We start from the raw sequence: 22111 nt of genomic DNA on the forward strand, positions 1-22111 counted from the left end.
TCCACCGCATTCGAGAGCGATCGATCACGAGCCGGGAAGGCAACATGAATCGAGTAGTCAAGGCGGCGGTCGCCGTCACAGCATTCGGCTTGGCGGCGGCTCTGGCCGTGCCAGCTCAAGCCGAAGTCCAATACAACGCGGCCAGGTACGCTCCCACCGATGGCCTGGGCGGGGTCACCAACCTGGCAGGCAGTCCGCTCGGGGGTCTCCTGAGCGGGATCACCGGCGGAGGCCTGCTCGGCGGGCTGCTCGGCGGCGTCACCAAGTCCAAGTCCGCCGCTCAGCCGACGGGCCAGATGACCGAGGCCGAGCGTGACGCCGCCATCGCGGCGCGGGGCCGACGCAGCCTCGGCGGTCCCAACGCGGCAGAGGACGTCACTCGCCTCGGCGGGCCGCTGCCCGAGCTGTCGCCCATCGCCGGCCAAAAGTCGTTGGGCAAGGGCGGTCTGACCAAGTCGGTGCCGGGCGCATCCCGCCTCGCGCAGCCGGCGACCACGAACGGCGCCCTGAAGGGCTTCGAGATCCTGACCAGCGACTCCATGCTGGCCGACCTCGCTCAAGCAGCCAGGGACGCGCTCCCCGGCACGGCGAGCAAGCTGTCCTCGACGGTCGGGCAAGTCCCCGCCGAGGTCACCCCGCTCGTCGCGGCGGTGCCCGGGACCACCGGCTCTTACAGCGACCTGTGGACCGCTCTCGGGTGGACCTCCGACGCGCCGACCAGTTCGGTGTGGGATTACTAGGTTCACGATTAGACGCGAGGTGCAGGCGGAGAACGCGGCTGGCCGAGAGCCGGCATGCCGGTTCGCGGGCGTCCTAGGTGCCAACGCTCGGGAACCGGGTATGGCGGTGATCAAGTAGCCGCTCTCGTGTGCCGCGCCGTTCTTCTCGCAGGGCGGCGGCGCGGCACGCGCCCCCTTCTCTTCCTTTCCGCGCTGCCGTGGCTCCCCAACCACCGCACTTCGGCTGCCGGAGCGGCTGGCGGCCCCTCGCTCCAACGTGCTTGCCCTCACGCCTCCCGCGTGGTGACCGCCGCATGCGGCTCAGGGGAGGCGGACGCCTGTGCGGCGGGCTATTTGTGCTTGCAGTCTGGCCATCTGCCAGTGCAGCTCAATGAGCTGCTCAGCGAGCTGCATCCGCGGAATCTCGGACACGTCCTCGATGTCCAGGTGGTCGATCGCGGCCGAAAGCTCTCCCATCGCGAGCCCCCACTCCATCACCGGTCCTCGGATCGAAACGACGTTCGAATCCTATCGGAACGCCACCCCCGATGTCAGTCTTTTGCCCCTACAGCCCCGCTGGTTTCGCACACAAGATCGAAGCGTCTGACGGTCAAGCCATGCAACGGAGCCGGCCAACGTGGGCTCGCGTAACGGCGCTCAGCCGGTGAAGGGTCAGAGGCCGTTCCCCTGGAAGGCCGTCTCATGGTTGCGCTCGCACGGGGCTCCGCTGGTCACGCAAGCTGCCGCTCTCCGCCCCAAGGCTCGCCGCTCCGGCAGCCGGCTAGGGCGTCTGGCAGACCACGGCAGCGCGTAAAAGATGGGGTTGCTTGAAGGGCTGCAGTTGCTTGGAGATCCTCAACCGAAGTACGGGTGGGTGGTGCTGGGGCAAGTGATGATCAAAATTCCTGGTCAGCCCTTGTTGTAGGCGGCGATGACTTCCTTCGGGTCGCCGTCCATTTTGATCTTGCCCTTGTGCAGCCAGATCACGCGGTTGCAGGTCTCCTCGATGACCCTGAGGTCGTGGGCGACGAGGAAGACGGTGCCGGCCGACTCCCGGATCTGGCGGATGCGCTCTTCGCTCTTCTTGCGGAATTCGCGGTCTCCGGTGGCCAGGGCCTCGTCGATGAGCAGGACGTCGTGGGTCTTGGCGGAGGAGATGGCGAAGCGCAGGCGGGCGCCCATGCCGGAGGAGTAGGTGGACATGGGCAGCTGGACGAACTCATCGATGCCGGAGAAGTCGACGATCTCCTGGTATTTCTCCCGGACCTCGGCCGGGGTCATGCCCATGGCGTAGCAACCGAGCACGATGTTGCGCTCGCCGGTCAGCTCGCGCATGAGTGCCGCGTTGACGCCGAGTAGCGAGGGCTGGCCGTCGGTGTAGACGGCGCCCTTGTGCGGCGGCAGCAGGCCCGCGATGGCGCGCAGCAGCGTGGACTTGCCCGAGCCGTTGCGGCCCACGATGCCGATGGCGTCGCCGTGATAGGCCACGAAGGTGACGCCCTTGACCGCGTGGACTTCTTTCATCTGCGGGCGTCCCTGGCGCTTCAGAATGCGCGTGAGGGCGTTGACCGCGTTGCCCTTCTCGCTGTCCGAGGCCGCGCCGTAGACGCGGTAGACGATGTGGAGGTCGTCGACGATGACGGTGGGAGTGCCCGTGGGGACGTCGAGCGGCCGCTTGCCCGAGGGTTCCGGGTTGGGATGCACCCTCACATCCTTGCCGGGGACGGCGGGCTTCTCGCCCTTCACCTGTGACAGCTCCTTGGTCAGTTCAGCCACGCCCGTACCTCTCCTCGGACCGCCAGAAGTACCAGAAGCCGAAACCGAGAGCGAACACCGCCCAGAATACGCAAGACATCCAGACCATTGGTGGCGGGTGGTGGCCGAACTCAGGGTTATGAGTCTTGATCAGGATCTCGCGCATCCACTCGATGTAGGACGCGGCCGGGTTGAGGTACATCACGTTGGCCACCCACTGGGGCAGCTCGGCGGAGTTCACTACCTTGTCCTGGATCGCGAAGAAGACACCCGAGGCGTAGAGCCAGGTGCGCGTGATGAACGGCAGCAACTGGTTGAGGTCGCGCATCGTGGCTCCGAGCCGGGCCATCACCAGGCCGGCGCCGATGTTGAACATCGTCTGGAGGGCCAGCACCACCGGGATCATGAGCCAGAACCAGGTGGGCCACTCGCCGGTGGCGACCACGAGCGTGAGAAGCACGCCCATGGAGATGGCGAGCTGCTGGAGCTCCTGGATCGTGTAGGCCAGCGGCAGCGAGGCGCGGGGGAAGTGCAGGGCCCGGATCATCGACAGGTTGCCCGAGATCGACTTGGCGCCCGCGGTGACGGTCCGCTGCGTGTAGGTGAAGATGAACATCCCGGTCAGCAGGAACGCCGGGTAGTTCACGATGTCCTTGCTGCCGCCCAGGATGACGCCGAACATCAGGAAGTAGATTGCGGCGTTGAGCAGGGGAGTCAGCACCTGCCACAGCTGGCCCAGGGCCGAATTGGAGTATTTCGTGACGTTGCGGGAGGTCGCGTACGTCAGGATGAAGTGTCGCCGCTGCCACAACTGGCGCAGGTAGACAGGAAACCTCGGCCGCGCGATGGCACGGCGAAGCCCATATCGCTTGGCGAGCTTGGCCAGCGGCTCCTGCCCGCTTCGGCCGCCCGCCTGGGCGTCCGCGACAGCGGATTCCGGCTGGCTCATGGCAAGGACTCTATTGGATCCCGGTCGGTGGGGTGCCTGTCGCACGGGGCGGCGACAGTCAGTTGGACGGACTCTTGGGACGCTGGGTTCCAAGGCGTCGTCAAGACCTGCTCAACCGTAGCCCAGCGGGGCGCGGTGTGGTGGCAAGGGCGCGTGCACGGTCGTGTAGGAGGTACTTTTCATCGACTGTTCATGTCCAGGCTTGACCGGTTGTATAAACTTTGTGTGCTTTGGCACAGATCGCGCCGAATGTCTGTGACGGTGGATAGGCACTTGTGTGACCGAACTGCAACGCGCCAGAGACTCGCTGGTGGCAAGTAGTAAGGGATAGTCGCGATCGACTGGCAGGGCGTTCAGCTGGCTTGACCATGTCAGCCAAACCCGGGGGAGATACCAGGACTCTCCCGTCAGGCTGCGCACACCACTGCAGCTCAGAGCTGTACGCCCACTGTAGAGGGAGGAATTTCTTTCACTATGCGTGTTACTAAGGGCGCACAGATCGTCGCCGGTACCGCGCTGCTCGCCCTCGCGGTTGCCGCGTGTGGCGGCGGTGCCTCGGACACCGGCGGCACTGCCACCGGTGGCGGCTCCGCAGAAACGCCGGTCCGAATGGAGCTCGGTGAGCCCCAGGAGCTCCTGGTGCCGTCGAACACCACGGAGTCCGAGGGAGCCGAGACCCTCGCCGCTCTCTTCGAGCCCCTCGTCAACTATGACGAGAACAAGAACGCCGTCGAGGCCGCGGCCGAGTCGATCACCAGTGATGACCAGAAGGTCTGGACGATCAAGCTGAAGTCCGGCTACACCTGGCACAACGGTGAGCCCCTCATCGCCCAGAACTACGTGGACGCGTGGAACTACGCGGCCAACCAGGAGAACGCGCAGAGCGCCGGCTACTTCTTCGGCCGCATCGACGGCTTCGCCGACCTCAACCCGGGCGAGGGCAAGACGGTCACCACCAAGACCATGAAGGGTCTGGAGGCCGTCGACGACACGACGCTGAAGGTCACCCTCGCGGCGCCGTTCTCGCAGTTCAAGGTCATGCTCGGCTACACCGCCTTCTACCCGCTGCCCAAGGCCGCTTTCGGCCCCGACGGCAAGGTGACGCAGGCCTACGGCGAGCAGCCCATCGGCCAGGGTCTGTTCAAGATGGACAAGGCCTACAAGAAGGGCACCGACCAGACCATCGACATGACGGTGTACGACAAGTACCCGGGCACGAAGCCGAAGGGCTGGACGAAGCTTCAGTTCAAGCTCTACACGGACTCGGACGTCGCGTTCAACGACCTCCAGGCCAACAACCTGGACATCCACGACTCGCTCAGCCCGGCCGCGATCTCCACCGCCAAGAGCACTCTGGGTGAGCGTTACCAGGACCAGCCGGACGCCGGCGTCGGCTACATCGGTGTTCCGCTCAAGTACAACCCCGAGCTGGACAAGGTCGACATCCGCAAGGCCATCTCGATGGCCATCGACAGGAAGACCATCGCCGAGACGGTCTTCTCCGGCACCCGCGCGCCGGCCGACGACTTCATCAACCCGGCCATCGCGGGCTACCGCCAGGGCGCCTGCAAGGCCTGCACGTACAACCCGGCCGAGGCCAAGAAGCTGTACGACGCGGCCGGCGGCCCCAAGACGCTCGAACTCGGCTACAACGCCGACGGCGGCCACAAGGAGTGGATGGAGGCGGTTGCCAACAACCTCCGTCAGAACCTGGGCATCGAGGCCACGGCCAAGCCGTTCGAGAAGTTCGCCGCCATCCTGGACGAGCTGGACAAGAAGACGTACAAGGGTCTGTTCCGCATGGGCTGGGCCATCGACTACCCGTCGGCGGAGAACTACCTGTCGCCGATCTTCAGCACCGGCGCCATCGCGACCGGGTCGAACTACGGTGGCTACTCCAACAAGAAGTTCGACGACCTGATCTCCAAGGGTGACCAGGCGGCCACGGTCGAAGAGGGTCTGAAGTTCTACCAGCAGGCCGACGACATCCTGAACGAGGAACTGCCGTACATCCCCGTGTACTTCTACCGGAACAACTCCGGCTACTCGACGAGTGTCAAGAACGTCAAGATCAACCTGCTCAACCAGATCGAGTGGGCAGAGGTCGAGAAGGTCTGACGGTCGTTCCCTGGGGCGGGCGCGGGCGACGCGCCCGTCCCTCTAGGGGTTAGCGAGGAGGCGGCTCCTCGGCCGGAAACCCATATGGTCGAGGAGTGGCCTTCTTCGCATGTACGGGAGGCTTAAATGGGCCGTTACATCATCAGACGTCTGCTCCAGTCGATCCCCGTGTTGCTGGGTGCCACCCTGCTGATCTTCTCCATCGTCTTCGCGCTGCCTGGTGACCCCATCGCGGCACTGGCCGGAGAGAAGCGGGCGGACCCCAACATCGTCGCGATCCTTCGCGAGCAGTATCACCTCAACGATCCGCTGTTGCTCCAATACTGGCACTACATCAGCGGAGTGCTTTTCCGGGGCGACTTCGGCGTTACCTTCGCCGACGTACCCGTGTCACAGATCATGGCCGGAAAGTTCCAGGTCACGATCAACCTGGCGGTCACCGCGCTGATCATCGAGGCGGTCATCGGCGTCGGTCTGGGCCTGTGGGCCGCGCTGCGTCGCGGTAAGGCCACCGACACCATGATCCTGGCTTCGACGCTGCTGCTGATCTCGGTGCCGACCCTGGTGTCCGGCTTCATCCTGCAGTACATGCTGGGTGTGAAGCTCAAGCAGTGGACGGGTGTCGACATCTTCCCGATCGCGGGCATCAGCAACGGCCTACGCAGCTATCTGCTGCCGGGCTTCGTGCTCGCCGGAGTGTCGATCGCCTATCTCACCCGTCTCACCAGGACCAGCCTGGCCGAGACGTTGCGGGCGGACTTCATCAGAACGGCCACCGCCAAGGGCTTGCCGCGACGGCGGGTCGTCGGCAGGCACGCGTTGCGCAACGCGCTGATCCCGCTCATCACGTTCCTGGGCGCCGACCTCGGTAACCTCATGGGCGGGGCGGTCATCACCGAGAGAATCTTCAACCTGCCCGGCGTCGGTCTCCAGCTCTTCGATTCGGTGTATCTCCGAGAGCAGCCGATGGTCGTCGGCATCGTGACCGTCCTCGTGCTGATCTACATCGTGGCCAACCTGGCCGTGGATGTGATGTACGCAGTGCTCGACCCGAGGATCCGCTATGAGTAACATTCTGCCGGGCGGGCCTGCCATCGCCCCCGAAGAGAGCCCGGCTCCCCATCCGGCGGAGACCAAGGGGGGCAAACCGGCCAGCCTGTGGTCCGACGCCTGGTATGACCTGCGGCGCAGGCCCATCTTCATCGTTTCGTGCGGCATCATCGCCGTGCTGGTGCTGATGGCGGTCTGGCCGTCGCTGTTCAGCTCGGTGGACCCGTTCAACCCCAGGACGTGCGAGCTGGCCACCGCCAGGCAGTTGCCCAGTGCCGGACACCCGTTCGGGCGCGACAACCTGGGCTGCGACATGTACGCCCGCACCATCTACGGCGCGGCGAACTCCCTGAAGATCGGCATCAGCACCTCGATCTTCGCGGCCCTCATCGGCGGCCTGATGGGGCTCGTCGCCGGATTCTTCGGTGGCGCCACCGACACCGTGGCCTCGCGCATCACTGAGATCTTCTTCGCGATCCCCAGCATCCTGGGCGCGCTGCTCATCGGCTCGACCTTCCGCGGCAGCGGGCTCGGCATCTGGCTGGTGGTCATCTCGCTCACCATCCTGGGCTGGCCGATGACGTTCCGGATCATGCGGGCGGCGGTCATCACCGCCAAATCGCAGGACTTCGTGGTCGCGGCCAGAGCACTAGGCGCGGGTCCCGCACGGATCATGTTCAGGCACCTGCTGCCCAACGCGCTCGCCCCCGTGATCGTCGTCGCGACGATCAACCTCGGCGGATTCATCGCGGCCGAGGCCGCGCTGTCCTATCTGGGCGTGGGCGTGCAGCCGCCGGAGATCTCCTGGGGTCTGATGATCGCGGACGCGCAGCGCCGGTTCCTTGAGGCGCCGCTGCCGCTGATCTTCCCGGCCGTGTTCCTGAGCGTCACCGTGCTCGCGTTCATCATGCTGGGCGACGCCGTGCGCGACGCGCTCGACCCGAAGCTCAGGTAGAAGGGGGGATCAGTGAAGAGAACATCACCGGATGTGTTGCCCGCCGAGGGAGGGCTGGGCGACCATCCGCTGCTCGCCGTCGACAACCTGCACGTGGAGTTCCGCACCCGCGCGGGCATCGTGCGCGCCGTGAACGGCGTCAGCTATACCGTGAACCCCGGCGAGACGCTGGCGGTGCTGGGCGAGTCGGGTTCCGGCAAGTCCGTGACCGCTCAGGCGATCATGGGCATCCTGGACATGCCACCCGCGCACATCCCCATAGGGGAGATCCGCTTCAGGGGCACCGACCTGCTGAAGTTGTCGGAGGAGGCCCGCACGCAGGTGCGCGGCCAGCGCATCGCGATGATCTTCCAGGACGCGCTCTCGGCGCTCAACCCGGTGTTCACCGTGGGCTGGCAGATCAGCGAGATGTTCCGGGTGCACCGCGGCATGTCCAAGGGCGAGTCGATGAAGAAGGCCGTCGAGCTCATGGACCGGGTCCGCATCCCGGCCGCCAGGCAGCGCGCCAACGACTACCCGCACCAGTTCTCCGGCGGCATGCGGCAGCGCATCATGATCGCGATGTCCATCGCGCTGGACCCCGAGGTGCTCATCGCCGACGAGCCCACCACGGCGCTCGACGTGACCGTCCAGGCGCAGATCATGGAGCTGCTGGCCGAGCTGCAGCGCGAGAGCCAGATGGGCCTCATCCTGATCACGCACGACCTGGGCGTCGTCGCGGACGTGGCCGACAAGATCGCCGTCATGTACGCGGGGCGCATCGTGGAGAACGCCCTCGTCCACGACATCTACCGCTCTCCTGCGCATCCGTACACGAAGGGGCTGCTGGAGTCGATCCCCCGGGTCGACCTCAAGGGCCAGGACCTGTACGCGATCAAGGGTCTGCCGCCCAACCTGCTCGAACTGCCGAGCGGCTGCTCGTTCCACCCCCGGTGCCCCTACCGGCAGGACAACTGCGTGACCGACACCCCCCCGCTCCACAAGATCGGCGGCACGCGCAACAGCGCCTGCCACTACTGGAGGGAGGTCCTCGATGGCGAACGGTGACCGCATCCTCGAGGTGCGCGACCTGGTCAAGCACTTCCCGCTGACGCAGGGCATCCTTTTCAAGCGGCAGATCGGCGCCATCAAGGCCGTCGACGGGGTGTCCTTCGACCTGCACAAGGGCGAGACGCTGGGCATCGTGGGCGAGTCGGGCTGTGGCAAGTCCACACTGGCCAAGGTGCTGATGGCGTTGGAGCGGCCGACCTCGGGCTCGGTGCTGATCAACGGCAGGGACATCGGCCGGGCCAAGGGCGGCGAGCTCAAGCGCATGCGCCGCAACATTCAGATGGTGATGCAGGACCCGTACACCTCGCTGAATCCGCGGATGACCGTGGGCGACATCATCGGGGAGCCGTACGAGATCCACACCGAGGTGGCGCCGAAGGGCGACCGCCGCAAGAAGGTGCAGGAGCTGCTGGACGTGGTCGGGCTCAATCCCGACCACATCAACCGTTATCCGCACCAGTTCTCCGGTGGTCAGCGGCAGCGCATCGGGATCGCCCGAGGGCTGGCGCTCCAGCCTGAGATCATCGTCTGCGACGAGCCGGTGTCCGCGCTGGACGTGTCGATCCAGGCGCAGGTGATCAACCTGCTGGAGCGGCTGCAGAACGAGTTCGATCTGGCGTACATCTTCATCGCGCACGACCTGTCGGTGGTCCGGCACATCTCCGATCGGGTCGGGGTGATGTACCTGGGCAAGTTCGTGGAGCTGGGCAAGGACGCCGAGATCTACGACAAGCCGGCTCATCCGTACACGCAGGCGTTGCTGTCGGCCGTGCCCGTTCCCGACCCTGAGGGACGGGAGCAGCGGGAGCGGATCATCCTCCAGGGTGACCCGCCGTCGCCGGCCAACCCGCCGTCGGGGTGCCGGTTCCGTACGCGGTGCTGGAAGGCGCAGGAGATCTGCGCGGAGGAGGAGCCGTTGTTGCAGATCCGGCCGGGGACCGGGCACGAGAGCGCCTGCCACTTCGCCGAGACGCACGACGTGGTCCACATCGGCTGACCGGCCCGTCGCACGAAGGCCCTCCGAAAGCTCGGAGGGCCTTCGGTCATCGGGTGGTGATGAGGGCGGAGCCGTGGCCGAACAGACCCTGGTTGGCGGCCAGGGCGGCGCGCGGGGAAGGGACCTGCCGGGCGCCCGCGCGGCCTCTTAGCTGGGTCGTCAGCTCGCACAGCTGGGCGATGGCCTGGGCCGGGATCGCCTCGCCGAAGGAGGCCAGGCCACCCGACGGATTGACCGGGAGGCGGCCCCCCAGCGCCGTGTCGCCCTCACGGAGCAGTTTGTCCGCCTCCCCAGGCGGGCACAGCCCGAGGTCCTCCATCCAGTCCAGCTCCAGCGCCGTCGACAGGTCGTACACCTCGGCCAGCGACAGGTCCTCCGGCCCCACTCCCGCCTCCTCGTAGGCCGCGTGCGCGATCGCCGCCCGGAACGGTCTCTCGGGGGCCGGTACGGCCGCGCAGGAGTCGGTGGCGAAGTTGGGCAGCTCCAGGACCGTGTTGGGGAAGGTGGGCGTGACGGTGGAGACGGCCGACAGGAAGACGAGGTCCCGGACGCCGCGGCGACGGGCGTACGCCTCCGAGGCCAGCACCACCGCCGCGCCCCCGTCCGAGGTGGCGCAGATGTCCATGAGGCGCAGCGGGTCGGCGACCATGGGCGAGGCCAGCACCTCCTCGGCGGTGACCGGCTTGCGGTAGCGGGCCATGGGGTTGAGCGACCCGGCTCGGGCGTTCTTGACCTTGACGGCCGCGAAATCGTCGGGCGTGGAGCCGTACAAGGCCATGCGTCTGCGTGCGTAAAGGCCGAAATAGGCGGGGTTCGTCGCGCCGAGGAGGCGGAATCTCAGCCAGTCCGGGTCGTCGGGGCGATCGCCGCCGACCGGCTTGAAGAAGCCCTTGGGGGTCGAGTCGGCCCCTACCACCAGGGCGACGTCGCAGAGGCCCGCCAAGATTCGGGTACGGGCGATGTCCAGGGCCTGTGCTCCCGATGCGCAGGCCGCGTAGCAGGAGGCGATGCGCGCCCCCGTCCAGCCGAGTGCCTGGGCGTAGGAGGCGCCGGCGACGAAGCCGGGGTAGCCGTTCCTGATCGTGTCCGCCCCGACCACGTACTGCACGTCCGTCCACGCGATCCTGGCGTCGTGCAGCGCCTCGCGGGCGGCCACGACGCCGTACTCGAGAAAGGAGCGCCCCCACTTGCCCCACGGGTGCATGCCCGTGCCCAGCACCACCACTCTGCTGTGTCTATGGGTTCCCTCGCTCCGCTCGGTCACGCCGCCCGCCTCCACATCCACACGAGCGGCCCGTCGGCCAGTGGCCCGCTGGTGAGCTCCAGCTCCATCCCGACCTCGAGCTGATCCACCGTGAGGCCGGCGACCTGCCCGAGCACCACGATGCCCGCGCCGTCCAACTCCACCGCGGCCAGCGTCACCGGCTCGTACGGCTCCGCCGTCACGAATGGCGCCGGCGGCGGATAACAGGCGTTCGTGTACGACCAGACGCGCCCGCGCCGCGGAAGCCTGGTCACCTCCATCTCCTCGCCCTCGCAGCGCGGATTGGGGCAGAACCCGGGGCGAGGCGGGAAGCAGACGGTGCCGCAGGCCGTGCACCGGGTGCCCAGCAGGAAGACCCCGTCGGCGTCGACGGCGAACCAGCCCTCGATCGCATGCGTCATAGCCGGAGTATCACACAAGCGCTTGCTAGGTTACACCCCTTCTGTGCCCGCGATGCGTCGCCAGGACCCACACCGCCATGGCCGCCACCAACGCCAGCATGCCCGCCACCACCGCCGCCCTGGACGATGGGGTGGGAGCGGCCGTGATGGAGGGGGCCGGCGGGCGTGCGGGGGCGGACAGCTGTTCCGCCGCCCGCAGGGCCAGCAACGCGTTGGCCACCCCATGCCCGTAGCTGCGGTTGTAGCCGGCCGTCGGCCGCTTCAGGACGCCGAGTTCGATGGCCGTGCGCACGTGGTAGGGCGACATATGGGGATAGGCGGATTTGATCAGCGCCGCGATGCCCGCCACCATGGCCGCCGCCGAGCTGGTGCCGTCGCCGACCACGTAGGAGTCGCCGCCGTCGGCCGTGACGATCTGCGTGCCCGGCGCGACCACGGACAGGTAGTCCTGCCGGTTGGAGAACCCCGCCACCTTGAGCCGCCGGTCCACGGCCCCCACGGCGATCACCCCGGGATAGGCGGCGGGAAAGTTCTTCCTGTTGGCCGTCTCGCCGTCGTTGCCCGACGAGGCCACCAGCACCGCGCCCTTGCCGATCGCGTACCTGACGGCCTCCTCCTCATCGGCCGATCCCTCCCACGCGCCGCTCCCGCCGCCCAGCGACATGCTGATGACGTCGGCGCCGTGGTCGGCCGCGTACCGGATGCCCTTGGCCAGCGGCTGACGTCCGCCGGAGGCTTGTCTGCGGCGCAGCGGGTCGCCGTTCTCCAGCGTGACCCTGATGGACAACACCGTGGCCGCGGGCGCCACGCCGACGACGCCGTGCCGGTGGCCGTGCCCGCGACCGGCGATCAGGCTGGCCATGGCGGTCCCGTGCCGCCCCCAGAGTCCCGCGCTGCGGTCGGCGCCGGTCAGGTCGGGCCCCTGGATCACGGAGCCCTCCAGATCCGGGTGGCGGCCGTTGACGCCCGTGTCGAGCACGGCGACCAGCACGCCCGCGCCCTTGGTCGCCCGCCAGGCCTCGGGCAGGCGCAGGGTGTCCAGCTGCCACTGACCGGCACGCGCGGCTTCGCCCATGTCGTCGGAGGCGCTGGGTGAGGCGACCCCGACCACGAGCGCGGCGAGCAGAACGGGGACGATGATCCTGTTCATCAGGTCACTGCCCGGGCGGCATCGCTGAGCCGGGACGGGGGCGGGCTGGGTGGCATGGCTGGGAGTAAGGACATGGGTGAGGGCGGCACAACGGGCGGGTGGGACACGTCAACCTCGAGCGGTAGGGAGGGGACGCCGATGTGCATTCTGACACGCGAATGCCCACCCGCATGCGACGCTTCAGTAAACAGGCCGATACGCGGAGTAATTCCGATCTGTCGCTTTCCTCCTATTGAGTAGGCGAAAGTCGGACATGCGCCCCCGGTGGGAGCCCCAGCCGCTGCGCCGCGTCACCCGAATTGACGGCGATCGCGATCAAACCGGCCGAGTCCGCGAACGCCACCAATTCGCCGGGCGGCACCGCCGCGTACGTCTCCCGGAACGGCAGCGACAACTGCCGCCGCCCCAGCCACACCCCGAGCGTGTCGCCCACCCGGACCCCGAGCGCCTGCAGGTCCCCGGCCGCGATCGACAGCTGGGTGTTGCCGTAGCGGTCGACCGAGACCACCTCGCCCTCCACCGACCCCTCGCGCAGGTGGGACGTCGGCTCGGGCAGCGTCACCAGCCGGTCGACCGGGACCTCGGGCCCCAGATCCGCGAGCCGCAGCCCGCCGGAGCCCGACGGAGTCCGGCAGAGCCGCCCCGCGACCGGTGCGAACACGTCCCGCCCGTGGAAGGTCGGCGAGACCGGCCGCAGGAAGTGCTCGTCGTTGCTGAGCTCGTACGCGGCCCGCGCGCCGCCGCTGGCGCGCACGGCCCACGACAGCAACCCATTGTCCGGGCCGATGAACACCCGGTCGCCCGCCTCGACCGCCACCGCGCGCCTGGCGCCGCCCGTGCCGGGATCGACCGCGCCGATGTGGATGCCGGCCGGCAGGTAGGGGATGGTCTGGGCGAGAACCGCCGCGCCGCGCCGCACGTCCCCGGAGGGGATCAGGTGACACACGTCGATCACCCGCGCCTGCGGGGCGATCCCGGCAATCACGCCATGACAGGCCGCCACATACCCGTCTTCGAGCCCATAGTCGGTGAGGAGGGTGATTACTGAGGTCACATTTCGTGACTGTACGTCTCCCGATCCGCCGTGAACAGCACCACTCCGCACATTACGATTGGCTCGGGCCGCGTGCGTGTGACGAGATCGTCGCACGCCCCTTTCGAGGAGGACACCATGGGAGCACCGCTCAGCGGTGACAATGCTGCCCAGGAAACGTCCCGCCAACCCCTGACAGAACGCGATCTCGAGCTCCTCGCCTTCGAACGCCAATGGTGGCGCCACGCGGGCGCGAAGGAGCAGGCCATCAAGGAGACCTTCGGGTTCTCCGCCACCCGCTACTACCAGCTGCTCGGCGAGTTGATCGACAGGCCGGAGGCGCTCGAGCAGGACCCCATGCTGGTCAAGCGGCTGCGCAGGCTGCGCTCCACCCGCCAGCGCGACCGTGCGGCAAGAAGGCTTGGCATGCGCCCCTGACCGGCTGGGTACGGCAGCCGCGTGAGGAACATCCCTGGAATGGAAGCGATCTTGAAGGATCCGGCAGGCGCCGTGATCGGGCTCGACTTCGACGGAACGCTGTCGCCCATCGTGCCCGATCCCGCCACCGCCGTGATCCACCCGAAGGCGCCCGCGGTCCTCGCCGAGCTGGGCGCGCACGTCCTGGCCGTCGCCATCGTGACGGGCCGCCCCCCGGCCACCGCACTGGAGCTGGGGCCGGGGCTGGCCGACGTGCCCGGGCTCGTCATCCTCGGGCACTACGGCTTCGAGCGCTGGGAGAACGGCCGGATCTCCGCGCCGCCGCCCCCGCCGGGCGTGCCGCGGGCCGAGGCGGAGCTGCAGCTGCTGCTCGACGATCTCGGGCTGGACGGCGTGCGGATCGAGGACAAAGGCCGGGCCGTCGCGGTGCACACCAGACGCAGCCCCGACCCCGAAGGCGCGCTGGCCGCGCTGCGCGAGCCGCTGGCGCGGGTGGCCGACAAGCACGGGCTGGTGGTCGAGCCCGGCCGCATGGTGCTGGAGCTGCGGCCGCCGGGCATGGACAAGGGGCACGCGCTCAGCCTGTTCCTGGCCGAGCGGGCCGCCAGGTCCGTTCTCTTCGCCGGCGACGATCTGGGGGATCTGGCCGCGTTCGAGGCCGTACGCGCCTCCGGGCTGCCCGGCGTGACCGTGTGCAGCGGCTCGGCGGAGGTGGCCGAGCTGGCCGAGCGCGCCGACATCGTGGTGGACGGCCCGGACGGGGTGGTCGCGCTGCTGGAGGAGCTCACGTCGGCGTTCAGTCGTTCATGAGTGAACTGCAAGTCGCGATCTCTAGTGTCGGGCGCATGTCCAAGCGCTCCCTCGCCGTCGCGGCCGTCGCCGCGGCCACTGTCCTGACCACCGCGCTGCCCGCGAACGCCGCCGCGCCCGCCCAGCCGCTGAAGTTCCGCAACGGCCTGACCCTCTACATTCCGATCCAGTGGGAGGTGCACCGCTTCGGCGCCGACGTGGTCCAGGTCGTCACGGGCAAGTGCGGCAAACCGCAGGGCTGGGGCACGCCCCAATGTGACGCCTTCTATCTCCTCGGTCCCAAGTACATCAAGATCGGGGCGGAGGGCTGGGGCCCCTACACCGGCAAGAGGCCCTTCTACACGGCGAGCGACGTGCAGCCCTGCCCGGTCAACAAGAAGTGGGGCGAGATCATCGGCCCGAAGGTGACGCGGGGCCTGCGCCAGGTCGGCGAGGGGCACAAGGCCGTCTACAACGCCTGGCAGGCTCGTTGCGTGTCCTACTCAGGCGCCGGTACGAAGGCCCGCTTCACGCAGCGCGAGTGGTATCTGCCGAAGAGCAAGATCCTGGTCGTGGACCAGTGGAACACGCCAGGCCTGTCCGACGCGCTCAAGTACGCGGACTGGAGCTAATCCAGGGCGTCGAGCTGGGCGGCCAGCCACTTCTGGGGCGGCAGGGCGGTGGCCGCCGCGCACAACTTGTCGCGACGCCGCCTGCGCTCGTCCTCCGGCATGATGAGCGCCTCGTGCAGGGCGGCGGCCGTGCCGCTGATGTCGTAGGGGTTCACCATGATCGCGTACGGGCCCAGCTCAGCCGCCGCCCCCGCCTCGCGCGAGAGCACCAGCGCGCAGTTGTCCGAGAGGACCGGGCCCTCCTTGGCGACCAGGTTCATCCCGTCGCGGATGGGGTTGACCAGCAACACGTCGGCCATGCGGTAGGCGGCCAGCGACCGCGGGTAGTCGTCGTTGACGTTGAGGATCAGCGGGTCCCAGTCCTCGGTGGCGAACTCGTTCTCGATCTCCTGAGCGCTGCGCTGCACCGAGGCGGTGTATTCGCGGTATTCGGGCAGGTCGTGCCGGCTCGGGTAGGCGAAGGCCAGGTGCACCACACGCCCGTGCCATTCGGGATGCGCGGCCAGGAACTCGCCATAGGCGACCAGGCCGCGCACGATGTTCTTCGACAACTCGGTGCGGTCGATGCGGACGATCAGCTTGCGGTCGCCGACCTGATCCCTGATCGCGGTCATGTAGGACTCGACATCGGGCTCGCAGGCCCGGTCCCACAACGCCGCGCCGTCCACGCCGAGACTGTGCACGCCGACCCTGGTCGTCCTGCCCTCGTGCGTGACGCTGTGGGCCACCCGGTCGACCTCGGCGCCGAGCAGCGCTTCACAGCAGTCCATGAACGCCCCCGCCCACCTTCCTGTCAGGAACCCGGCGTGATCGGCGCCCAGGATGCCCTCCAGGACCTCGCCGACCACCTCGTCGGGCAGCAGGGAGAAGTATTCGGGCGGCGCCCACGGGGTGTGGCTGAAGTGGGCGATGCGCAGGTCGGGCCGCTCGGCCCGGAGCATCGCCGGGGTCAGCGTCAGGTGGTAGTCCTGCACCATCACCCGTGCGCCGTGCCCGGCCTCCTCGGCCAGGGCCAGCGCGAACGCGCCGTTGTAGTCACGGTAGGACTCCCACTCGCGCCCGAACCGCGTGCCGAAGTTGGGTGCGTTGGGGATGTCGTAGAGCAGGTGGTTGACGAACCACAACGTGGAGTTGGCCACGGCGTTGTAGGCGCGGTGGAAGGTGGCCGGCGGGATGTCCAGCATCCGTAGCGGCCCGGTGTCGTAGCCGGCCTGGTCGATCCTGCCGCCGGGAGACAGCCGCACGGCGCTGCGGTCATCGTCGGACAGCGCCGCGCAAACCCACAGGACGCCGTCTTCCTTGGCCACTCCGGACAGCCCGGAGACGAGCCCGCCCCCGCCACGTTTCATGGTCAACTCGCCGTCGTCGGAGACGGTGAAGGAGACAGGCCCTCTGTTGGAGGCGACCAGGACGCTGTTCATCATGGCTCCCTTCGATCATAGGATCCCAGCTATGGCGCTTGATGAGCTAACCGAGGAACTCGCCCGATCCGCCGCAGCCGGAGATCATCGCGCGCTTGGTGAGCTATTGGCCAGGATCGAGCCCGATGTGATGCGCCACTGCGCCCGGATCCTGCCCTACCACCAGGACGCGGAGGAAGCCTCCCAGGACACCCTGCTGGCCGTGGCCCGCAACATCGGCCGCTTCGAGGGGCGGGCCAGGTTCAGCACCTGGCTGCACATCGTGACCGCCAACTGCGCGCGGACCACGTACCGATCGCTCAAGCGCCGGGCGGCGGAGCAGACGTCGGAGGAACTGCCCGTGCAGAAGCCCGACGTGCGGCGGGTGAGCGTGATCGCCGGCTCCCGGCTGGACCTGCTCGACGCGATGGAGGCGCTGGAAGCCGACAAGCCCGACCTGGCGCAGGCGCTGGTGTTGCGCGACATCGTCCAGCTCGACTACAACGAGGTGGCCGAGCAGCTCGGCATCCCGCTGGGCACCGCCAAATCCCGCATTCACCAGGCCAGGAAATACGTGCAGGGTGTGCTCGGTGAGGACTATCGCTGAGACTGCCCGTCTCGAATGCTGAGACGGATGGTAATTCCGCCTACTTAAGCGGGTAGAGTCCCTTTCAACAACTGCATATTGCTCATCCAGAGGGGCGGAGGGACCGGCCCTGCGAAGCCCCGGCAACCCTCCCGGCTTGTGACTCGCGACAGGGCGAGGCCGACCGGGACAAGGTGCCAATTCCGGTTCGCGGTCAAGGTGGCCGCGGGCGAAGATGAGGGAAGGCCTCGCTTCATGTCGCTCGACTTTGGTCCTGCTGTCGCTCTGTCCTGCCGCGAGTGCGGCACGCGCTACCCTCTCGGCCCCAGCTTCGCGTGTCTGGAGTGTTTCGGGCCGCTCGAAGCGGCCTACGAATTCGGCGCCGTGACCCGCGCGGACATCGAGTCCGGTCCCGCCAACATCTGGCGCTACCGCTCCCTGCTGCCCGTGCCGGCCGACGTCGCCACCAAGCCCAACATGAACCCCGGCTGGACCAAGCTGGTCAAGGCGGGCAACCTCGGGCAGGCGCTCGGCCTGAAGTCCCTGTACGTGAAGGACGACTCCGGCAACCCCACCCACTCCTTCAAGGACCGGGTGGTGGCCATCGCCGTCGAGGCGGCACGTAACTTCGGTTTCCACACGCTTTCCTGCTCCTCCACGGGCAACCTCGCGGGCGCGGTCACGGCCGCCGCGGCGCGGGCCGGGCTCGACGCCTGCGTGTTCATCCCCGCCAACCTCGAAGCCGCCAAGATCGCCATGGCCCGGGTGTTCGGCGGGAAGCTGATCGGGATCGAGGGGACCTACGACGAGGTCAACAGGTTCTGCTCGGAGCTGATCGGTGACCCTCTGGGCGACAAGTGGGGGTTCGTCAACGTCAACCTGCGGCCCTACTACGCCGAGGGCTCCAAGACGCTCGCGTACGAGATCGCCGAGCAGCTCGGGTGGCGGCTGCCCGAGCAGATCATCATCCCCATCGCCTCCGGGTCGCAGCTCACGAAGATCGACAAGGGCTTCAAGGAGCTGGTGGCGCTGGGGCTGGTCGAGGACACCCCCTACAAGATCTTCGGGGCGCAGGCGGCCGGGTGCTCGCCGGTCTCCACCGCCTACAAGGCCGGGCACGACGTCGTCCAGCCGGTCAAGCCGGACACCATCGCCAAGTCGCTGGCCATCGGCAACCCCGCCGACGGGCCATACGTGCTCGACATCGCTCGCCGCACCGGAGGGGCCGTCGAGGACGTCACGGACCCCGAGATCGTGGCCGCCATCAAGCTTCTGGCCTCGACGGAGGGTATTTTCGCCGAGACTGCGGGCGGGGTTACCGTGGGCGTGCTGAAGAAGCTCGCCGAGAGCGGGCGGCTCGATCCCGAGGCCGAGACCGTGGTGCTCAACACCGGTGACGGGCTCAAGACGCTCGACGCCATCACCGGCGACGACGCCCAGCCCACCGCCGTGATCCGGCCCTCTCTCGACGCGTTCCGCGCGGCTGTCTGACAACCAGGAAAGGCAAGATAACCATGAGCGTTTCTGTGCGGATCCCCACGATCCTGCGCACGTACACCGGGGGGAACGCGGAAGTGAGTGGCGAGGGCGCGACGCTTCGTGACGTGCTCGCCAAGCTCGACTCCGACTACCCGGGGATCGGCGCGAGAATTCTTGATGAATCGGGCAAGATTCGGCGTTTCGTCAACGTTTACGTGGGAGAAGAGGACGTCCGTTTCGCCGAGGGGCTCGACACTCCCGCCCCTGAGGGCACTCAGATCTCCATCATCCCGGCGGTCGCCGGCGGTTGAGTGCGAGAGGTCACATCATTGGAAGGCGCCCCTAGTGGGCGCCTTCTCCTTTTCCCGACTAATTCAACGTTGAACAAGGTACTCTGCGAAGAAATGCGTCGTTTGCGGATTGACTCTGTTGCCAAACCCCGTGCCACAGGTATGGTCGAGGCGATCGTCTGGCTGATTTTCAGTTAAGTCATGCGATTACGGTCTCGCGGTGGAATGGGCGAGATCTGTAAGCCCAGTAAGAGGAGTCGGAAGTGGCGCAGGGCACCGTCAAGTGGTTCAACGCGGACAAGGGCTACGGCTTCATCGCGGTAGACGGTGGTAAGGATGTATTCGTCCATTACTCAGCGATCCTGATGGACGGGTACCGAGCACTCGAACAGGGGCAGCGCGTCGAGTTCGAGATCACGCAGGGCCAGAAGGGACCGCAGGCGGAGTCTGTCCGGGCGGTCTGATTTACGTCACTGGTATGCACCCGGTGGCGGCATCGCACGGCAACGCAGTCCGGGCGAGGCGGCCTCCATTCTTTCGTCGACCTACGGCGAGCCGCACGGTGAGCGGCTCGCCGTACAGACGGACTGACCAGGGCGGGAACCGCAGGAGGGTAGACGTTCGCTTGCACTCGGCAGGGTAGAGTGCTAAACAGTTCGTTGGCACTCTGTGCAGCAGAGTGCCAGCAACTCGGATCGAGACGATGGGGTCTGCCGAAGGAGATGCAGGCCCATGCCGTCGCGGGCGTCGGCTCGGTCCAGGACAAGCCACCCTGTATCTGGGAGGTCTAGCCTTATGGCAGCCAAGATGATCGCGTTTGACGAGGACGCCCGGCGCGGTCTCGAGCGCGGTATGAACCAGCTCGCCGACGCCGTCAAGGTGACCCTGGGCCCCAAGGGCCGCAACGTCGTGCTGGAGAAGAAGTGGGGCGCTCCCACGATCACCAACGATGGTGTATCCATCGCCAAGGAGATCGAGCTCGAGGACCCGTGGGAGAAGATCGGCGCCGAGCTGGTCAAGGAAGTCGCCAAGAAGACTGACGACGTAGCCGGCGACGGCACCACCACGGCCACCGTGCTCGCCCAGGCGCTGGTGCGCGAGGGCCTGCGCAACGTGGCCGCCGGCGCCAACCCGATGGCCTTGAAGAAGGGCATCGAGGCCGCCGTCGAGCGCGTCAGCGAGGAGCTCTCCAAGCTGGCCAAGGATGTGGAGACCAAGGAGCAGATCGCTTCCACCGCCTCCATCTCCGCCGCCGACAACGAGATCGGCGCGCTCATCGCCGAGGCGATGGACAAGGTCGGCAAGGAAGGCGTCATCACCGTCGAGGAGAGCAACACCTTCGGCCTGGAGCTCGAGCTCACCGAGGGCATGCGCTTCGACAAGGGCATGACGTCGATGTACTTCGTGACCGACTCCGACCGCATGGAGGCCGTGCTCGAAGACCCGTACATCCTGATCGTCAACAGCAAGGTCTCCGCCAACAAGGACCTGCTGCCGCTGCTCGACAAGGTCGTGCAGTCCGGCAAGCCGCTGCTGATCATCGCTGAGGACGTCGAGGGCGAGGCCCTGGCCACCCTGGTCGTCAACAAGATCCGCGGTCTGTTCCGCTCCGTGGCCGTCAAGGCCCCGGGCTTCGGCGACCGCCGCAAGGCCATGCTCGCCGACATCGCCATCCTGACCGGTGGCCAGGTCATCGCCGAGGAGGTCGGTCTCAAGCTGGAGAACGCCACCCTCGACCTGCTCGGCCGGGCTCGCAAGATCGTCGTGACCAAGGACGAGACCACGATCGTCGACGGCGCCGGTGACGCCGAGCAGATCTCCGGCCGGGTCAATGAGATCCGCGCCGAGATCGAGCGCACCGACTCCGACTACGACCGCGAGAAGCTCCAGGAGCGCCTCGCCAAGCTGGCCGGCGGCGTGGCCGTCATCAAGGCCGGTGCGGCCACCGAGGTCGAGCTCAAGGAGCGCAAGCACCGCATCGAGGACGCCGTGCGCAACGCCAAGGCGGCCGTCGAGGAGGGCATCGTCCCCGGCGGTGGCGTGGCGCTGCTGCAGGCCGGCGCCAAGGCGTTCGACAAGCTCGAGCTCAACGGTGACGAGGCCACGGGCGCCGCGATCGTGAAGAAGGCGCTCGAGGAGCCCCTGAAGCAGATCGCGGTCAACGCCGGCCTCGAGGGTGGCGTCGTGGTCGAGCGCGTTCGCAACCTCACCCCGGGTGAGGGCCTGAACGCCGCTACGGGCGAGTACGTCAACATGTTCGAGGCGGGCATCCTCGACCCGGCCAAGGTGACGCGCTCCGCGCTGCAGAACGCCGCCTCCATCGCGGCGCTCTTCCTCACCACCGAGGCCGTCATCGCGGAGAAGCCCGAGAAGACCCCCGCTGCTCCGGCCATGCCGGGCGGCGGCGACATGGACTTCTAGGTCCTTTCTTCGCGCGGCAACGAAGAGCGGCCCGGGTTTTTCGGGCCGCTCTTTTCGTTTTCTGGCAACGCCGGTGCTCCGTCAGATCCCGTAGTGGGAAATGATGTGGCCGCGGGCCAGGGTGTTGGCGGTGATGTTGAAGCCGACCACCGCGGGGCTCGCGTCGCTGTCCACGCCCAGTTTGTCCACGCCAAGCGCGTGGACGGTGAAGACGTAGCGGTGCGGGGCGCCGGGCGGCGGGGCCGACCCGCCATACTCCTTGGCACCGTAGTCGTTGCGGGCGTGCACGGCGCCCGCGGGCAGTCCCTTGAAGTCCGGGGTGGTGCCCGCGCCCGTGGGCAGCTCGGTCGCCGAGGCCGGCAGGTCGAACAGCACCCAGTGCCAGAACCCGCTGCCTGTGGGGGCGTCCGGGTCGTAGCAGGTGACGGCGAAGCCGCGGGTCTCGGCGGGCGCGCCTGACCAGCGGAGCTGGGGCGAGAGGTTCTGGCCCTGCATGCCCCAGTCATTGAAGACGTGCAGGTCGCTCAGCCGCTCGCCGTCCTGAATGTCGTCGCTCTCGACCACGAGCGCGGGAACCGACGGCAGGTATTCGTGTGGCAGCGGTGCTGGCACGGCATCCTCCTTGGTAGAGAGCT

Annotated in this window: 23 protein-coding genes and 1 riboswitch; of the genes, 14 read left to right on the forward strand and 9 right to left on the reverse strand. The window is 67.6% G+C overall.

Translation table 11 applies throughout. The annotated features are described in order from the left end of the window. The first annotated feature begins 44 nt into the window (after positions 1-44). Positions 45-740 carry a hypothetical protein gene (locus OHA25_RS12185; protein ID WP_327587663.1) on the forward strand — a complete coding sequence of 232 codons (696 nt, stop codon included), beginning with the start codon at positions 45-47 and terminating at the stop codon, positions 738-740. Between the two features lie 300 nt (positions 741-1040). Here OHA25_RS12185 and OHA25_RS12190 read toward each other — a convergent pair whose 3' ends face one another. From OHA25_RS12190 to OHA25_RS12200, 3 genes are all read right to left on the reverse strand, one after another. Continuing rightward, positions 1041-1214 (reverse strand): hypothetical protein, encoded by a 174-nt coding sequence (locus OHA25_RS12190; protein WP_327587664.1) that lies wholly within the window; start codon positions 1212-1214, stop codon positions 1041-1043. A gap of 414 nt (positions 1215-1628) precedes the next feature. Further along, entirely contained in the window at positions 1629-2495 is an 867-nt protein-coding gene (locus OHA25_RS12195) for an ABC transporter ATP-binding protein (RefSeq protein ID WP_327587665.1), read from the reverse strand. Next, positions 2488-3423, reverse strand: a complete 936-nt coding sequence (locus OHA25_RS12200) for an ABC transporter permease (RefSeq protein ID WP_327587666.1) — start codon at positions 3421-3423, stop codon at positions 2488-2490. Before OHA25_RS12200 ends, OHA25_RS12195 begins: the two co-directional genes overlap by 8 nt. A 474-nt stretch (positions 3424-3897) precedes the next feature. On the opposite strand from OHA25_RS12200, the gene OHA25_RS12205 reads away from it, so the two are divergent. From OHA25_RS12205 to OHA25_RS12225, 5 genes are all read left to right on the forward strand, one after another. Beyond that, the gene (locus OHA25_RS12205; RefSeq protein WP_327587667.1) at positions 3898-5541 is read left to right on the forward strand and encodes a peptide ABC transporter substrate-binding protein; all 1644 of its coding nucleotides are present in this window, start codon (positions 3898-3900) and stop codon (positions 5539-5541) included. 126 nt (positions 5542-5667) lie between these two features. After that, positions 5668-6612: an ABC transporter permease gene (locus OHA25_RS12210; RefSeq protein ID WP_327587668.1), complete on the forward strand. Its 945-nt coding sequence runs from the start codon at positions 5668-5670 to the stop codon at positions 6610-6612. Beyond that, a complete protein-coding gene (locus OHA25_RS12215; RefSeq protein WP_327587669.1) occupies positions 6605-7546 on the forward strand; it encodes an ABC transporter permease in 942 nt (313 codons plus the stop codon). The genes OHA25_RS12210 and OHA25_RS12215 overlap by 8 nt, the downstream gene beginning before the upstream one ends. A 12-nt stretch (positions 7547-7558) precedes the next feature. After that, a complete protein-coding gene (locus OHA25_RS12220) occupies positions 7559-8593 on the forward strand; it encodes an ABC transporter ATP-binding protein (protein WP_327587670.1) in 1035 nt (344 codons plus the stop codon). After that, entirely contained in the window at positions 8580-9593 is a 1014-nt protein-coding gene (locus OHA25_RS12225) for an ABC transporter ATP-binding protein (RefSeq protein ID WP_327587671.1), read from the forward strand. The genes OHA25_RS12220 and OHA25_RS12225 overlap by 14 nt, the downstream gene beginning before the upstream one ends. A gap of 46 nt (positions 9594-9639) precedes the next feature. Here OHA25_RS12225 and OHA25_RS12230 read toward each other — a convergent pair whose 3' ends face one another. The 4 genes from OHA25_RS12230 to OHA25_RS12245 all read right to left on the reverse strand — a co-directional run bounded on the left by OHA25_RS12230 (position 9640) and on the right by OHA25_RS12245 (position 13462). Further along, positions 9640-10857: a lipid-transfer protein gene (locus tag OHA25_RS12230; RefSeq protein ID WP_327587672.1), complete on the reverse strand. Its 1218-nt coding sequence runs from the start codon at positions 10855-10857 to the stop codon at positions 9640-9642. Beyond that, entirely contained in the window at positions 10854-11258 is a 405-nt protein-coding gene (locus OHA25_RS12235) for a Zn-ribbon domain-containing OB-fold protein (RefSeq protein WP_305919688.1), read from the reverse strand. Before OHA25_RS12235 ends, OHA25_RS12230 begins: the two co-directional genes overlap by 4 nt. A 25-nt stretch (positions 11259-11283) precedes the next feature. Beyond that, positions 11284-12408 carry a S8 family serine peptidase gene (locus OHA25_RS12240; protein WP_327587673.1) on the reverse strand — a complete coding sequence of 375 codons (1125 nt, stop codon included), beginning with the start codon at positions 12406-12408 and terminating at the stop codon, positions 11284-11286. A gap of 229 nt (positions 12409-12637) precedes the next feature. Beyond that, positions 12638-13462: an SAM hydrolase/SAM-dependent halogenase family protein gene (locus tag OHA25_RS12245; protein WP_327587674.1), complete on the reverse strand. Its 825-nt coding sequence runs from the start codon at positions 13460-13462 to the stop codon at positions 12638-12640. A gap of 117 nt (positions 13463-13579) precedes the next feature. On the opposite strand from OHA25_RS12245, the gene OHA25_RS12250 reads away from it, so the two are divergent. From OHA25_RS12250 to OHA25_RS12260, 3 genes are read left to right on the forward strand one after another with little or no spacing between them, the layout of a single operon-like run. Next, the gene (locus tag OHA25_RS12250) at positions 13580-13879 is read left to right on the forward strand and encodes a DUF3263 domain-containing protein (protein ID WP_305919685.1); all 300 of its coding nucleotides are present in this window, start codon (positions 13580-13582) and stop codon (positions 13877-13879) included. Positions 13880-13918: 39 nt separating this feature from the next. Continuing rightward, entirely contained in the window at positions 13919-14689 is a 771-nt protein-coding gene (otsB, locus tag OHA25_RS12255; RefSeq protein WP_305919684.1) for a trehalose-phosphatase, read from the forward strand. 35 nt (positions 14690-14724) lie between these two features. Continuing rightward, complete coding sequence (locus OHA25_RS12260; protein WP_327587675.1) at positions 14725-15300, forward strand: hypothetical protein; 576 nt, start codon at positions 14725-14727, stop codon at positions 15298-15300. Here the strand turns inward: OHA25_RS12260 and OHA25_RS12265 are convergent. Continuing rightward, entirely contained in the window at positions 15297-16721 is a 1425-nt protein-coding gene (locus tag OHA25_RS12265; protein WP_327590968.1) for an alpha,alpha-trehalose-phosphate synthase (UDP-forming), read from the reverse strand. The genes OHA25_RS12260 and OHA25_RS12265 overlap by 4 nt on opposite strands. A gap of 31 nt (positions 16722-16752) precedes the next feature. On the opposite strand from OHA25_RS12265, the gene OHA25_RS12270 reads away from it, so the two are divergent. The 5 genes from OHA25_RS12270 (at position 16753) to groL (ending at position 21476) form a co-directional block, all read left to right on the forward strand. Next, positions 16753-17307, forward strand: coding sequence for an RNA polymerase sigma factor (locus OHA25_RS12270; RefSeq protein WP_327587676.1), 555 nt, complete (start codon positions 16753-16755; stop codon positions 17305-17307). Between the two features lie 79 nt (positions 17308-17386). Then, positions 17387-17528: riboswitch (SAM riboswitch) on the forward strand. A 13-nt stretch (positions 17529-17541) separates the two neighbouring features. Next, entirely contained in the window at positions 17542-18777 is a 1236-nt protein-coding gene (gene thrC, locus OHA25_RS12275) for a threonine synthase (protein ID WP_305919681.1), read from the forward strand. Between the two features lie 23 nt (positions 18778-18800). Further along, entirely contained in the window at positions 18801-19076 is a 276-nt protein-coding gene (locus OHA25_RS12280) for a MoaD/ThiS family protein (RefSeq protein WP_043633550.1), read from the forward strand. A gap of 242 nt (positions 19077-19318) precedes the next feature. Continuing rightward, a complete protein-coding gene (locus tag OHA25_RS12285) occupies positions 19319-19519 on the forward strand; it encodes a cold-shock protein (protein WP_127936975.1) in 201 nt (66 codons plus the stop codon). Positions 19520-19850: 331 nt separating this feature from the next. After that, positions 19851-21476, forward strand: coding sequence for a chaperonin GroEL (groL, locus tag OHA25_RS12290; RefSeq protein ID WP_327587677.1), 1626 nt, complete (start codon positions 19851-19853; stop codon positions 21474-21476). 81 nt (positions 21477-21557) lie between these two features. Here groL and OHA25_RS12295 read toward each other — a convergent pair whose 3' ends face one another. Then, positions 21558-22088, reverse strand: coding sequence for a YbhB/YbcL family Raf kinase inhibitor-like protein (locus tag OHA25_RS12295; RefSeq protein WP_327587678.1), 531 nt, complete (start codon positions 22086-22088; stop codon positions 21558-21560). Positions 22089-22111: the final 23 nt, after the last annotated feature.

This window comes from Nonomuraea sp. NBC_00507 (assembly GCF_036013525.1).
Taxonomy (GTDB): Bacteria; Actinomycetota; Actinomycetes; order Streptosporangiales; family Streptosporangiaceae; genus Nonomuraea.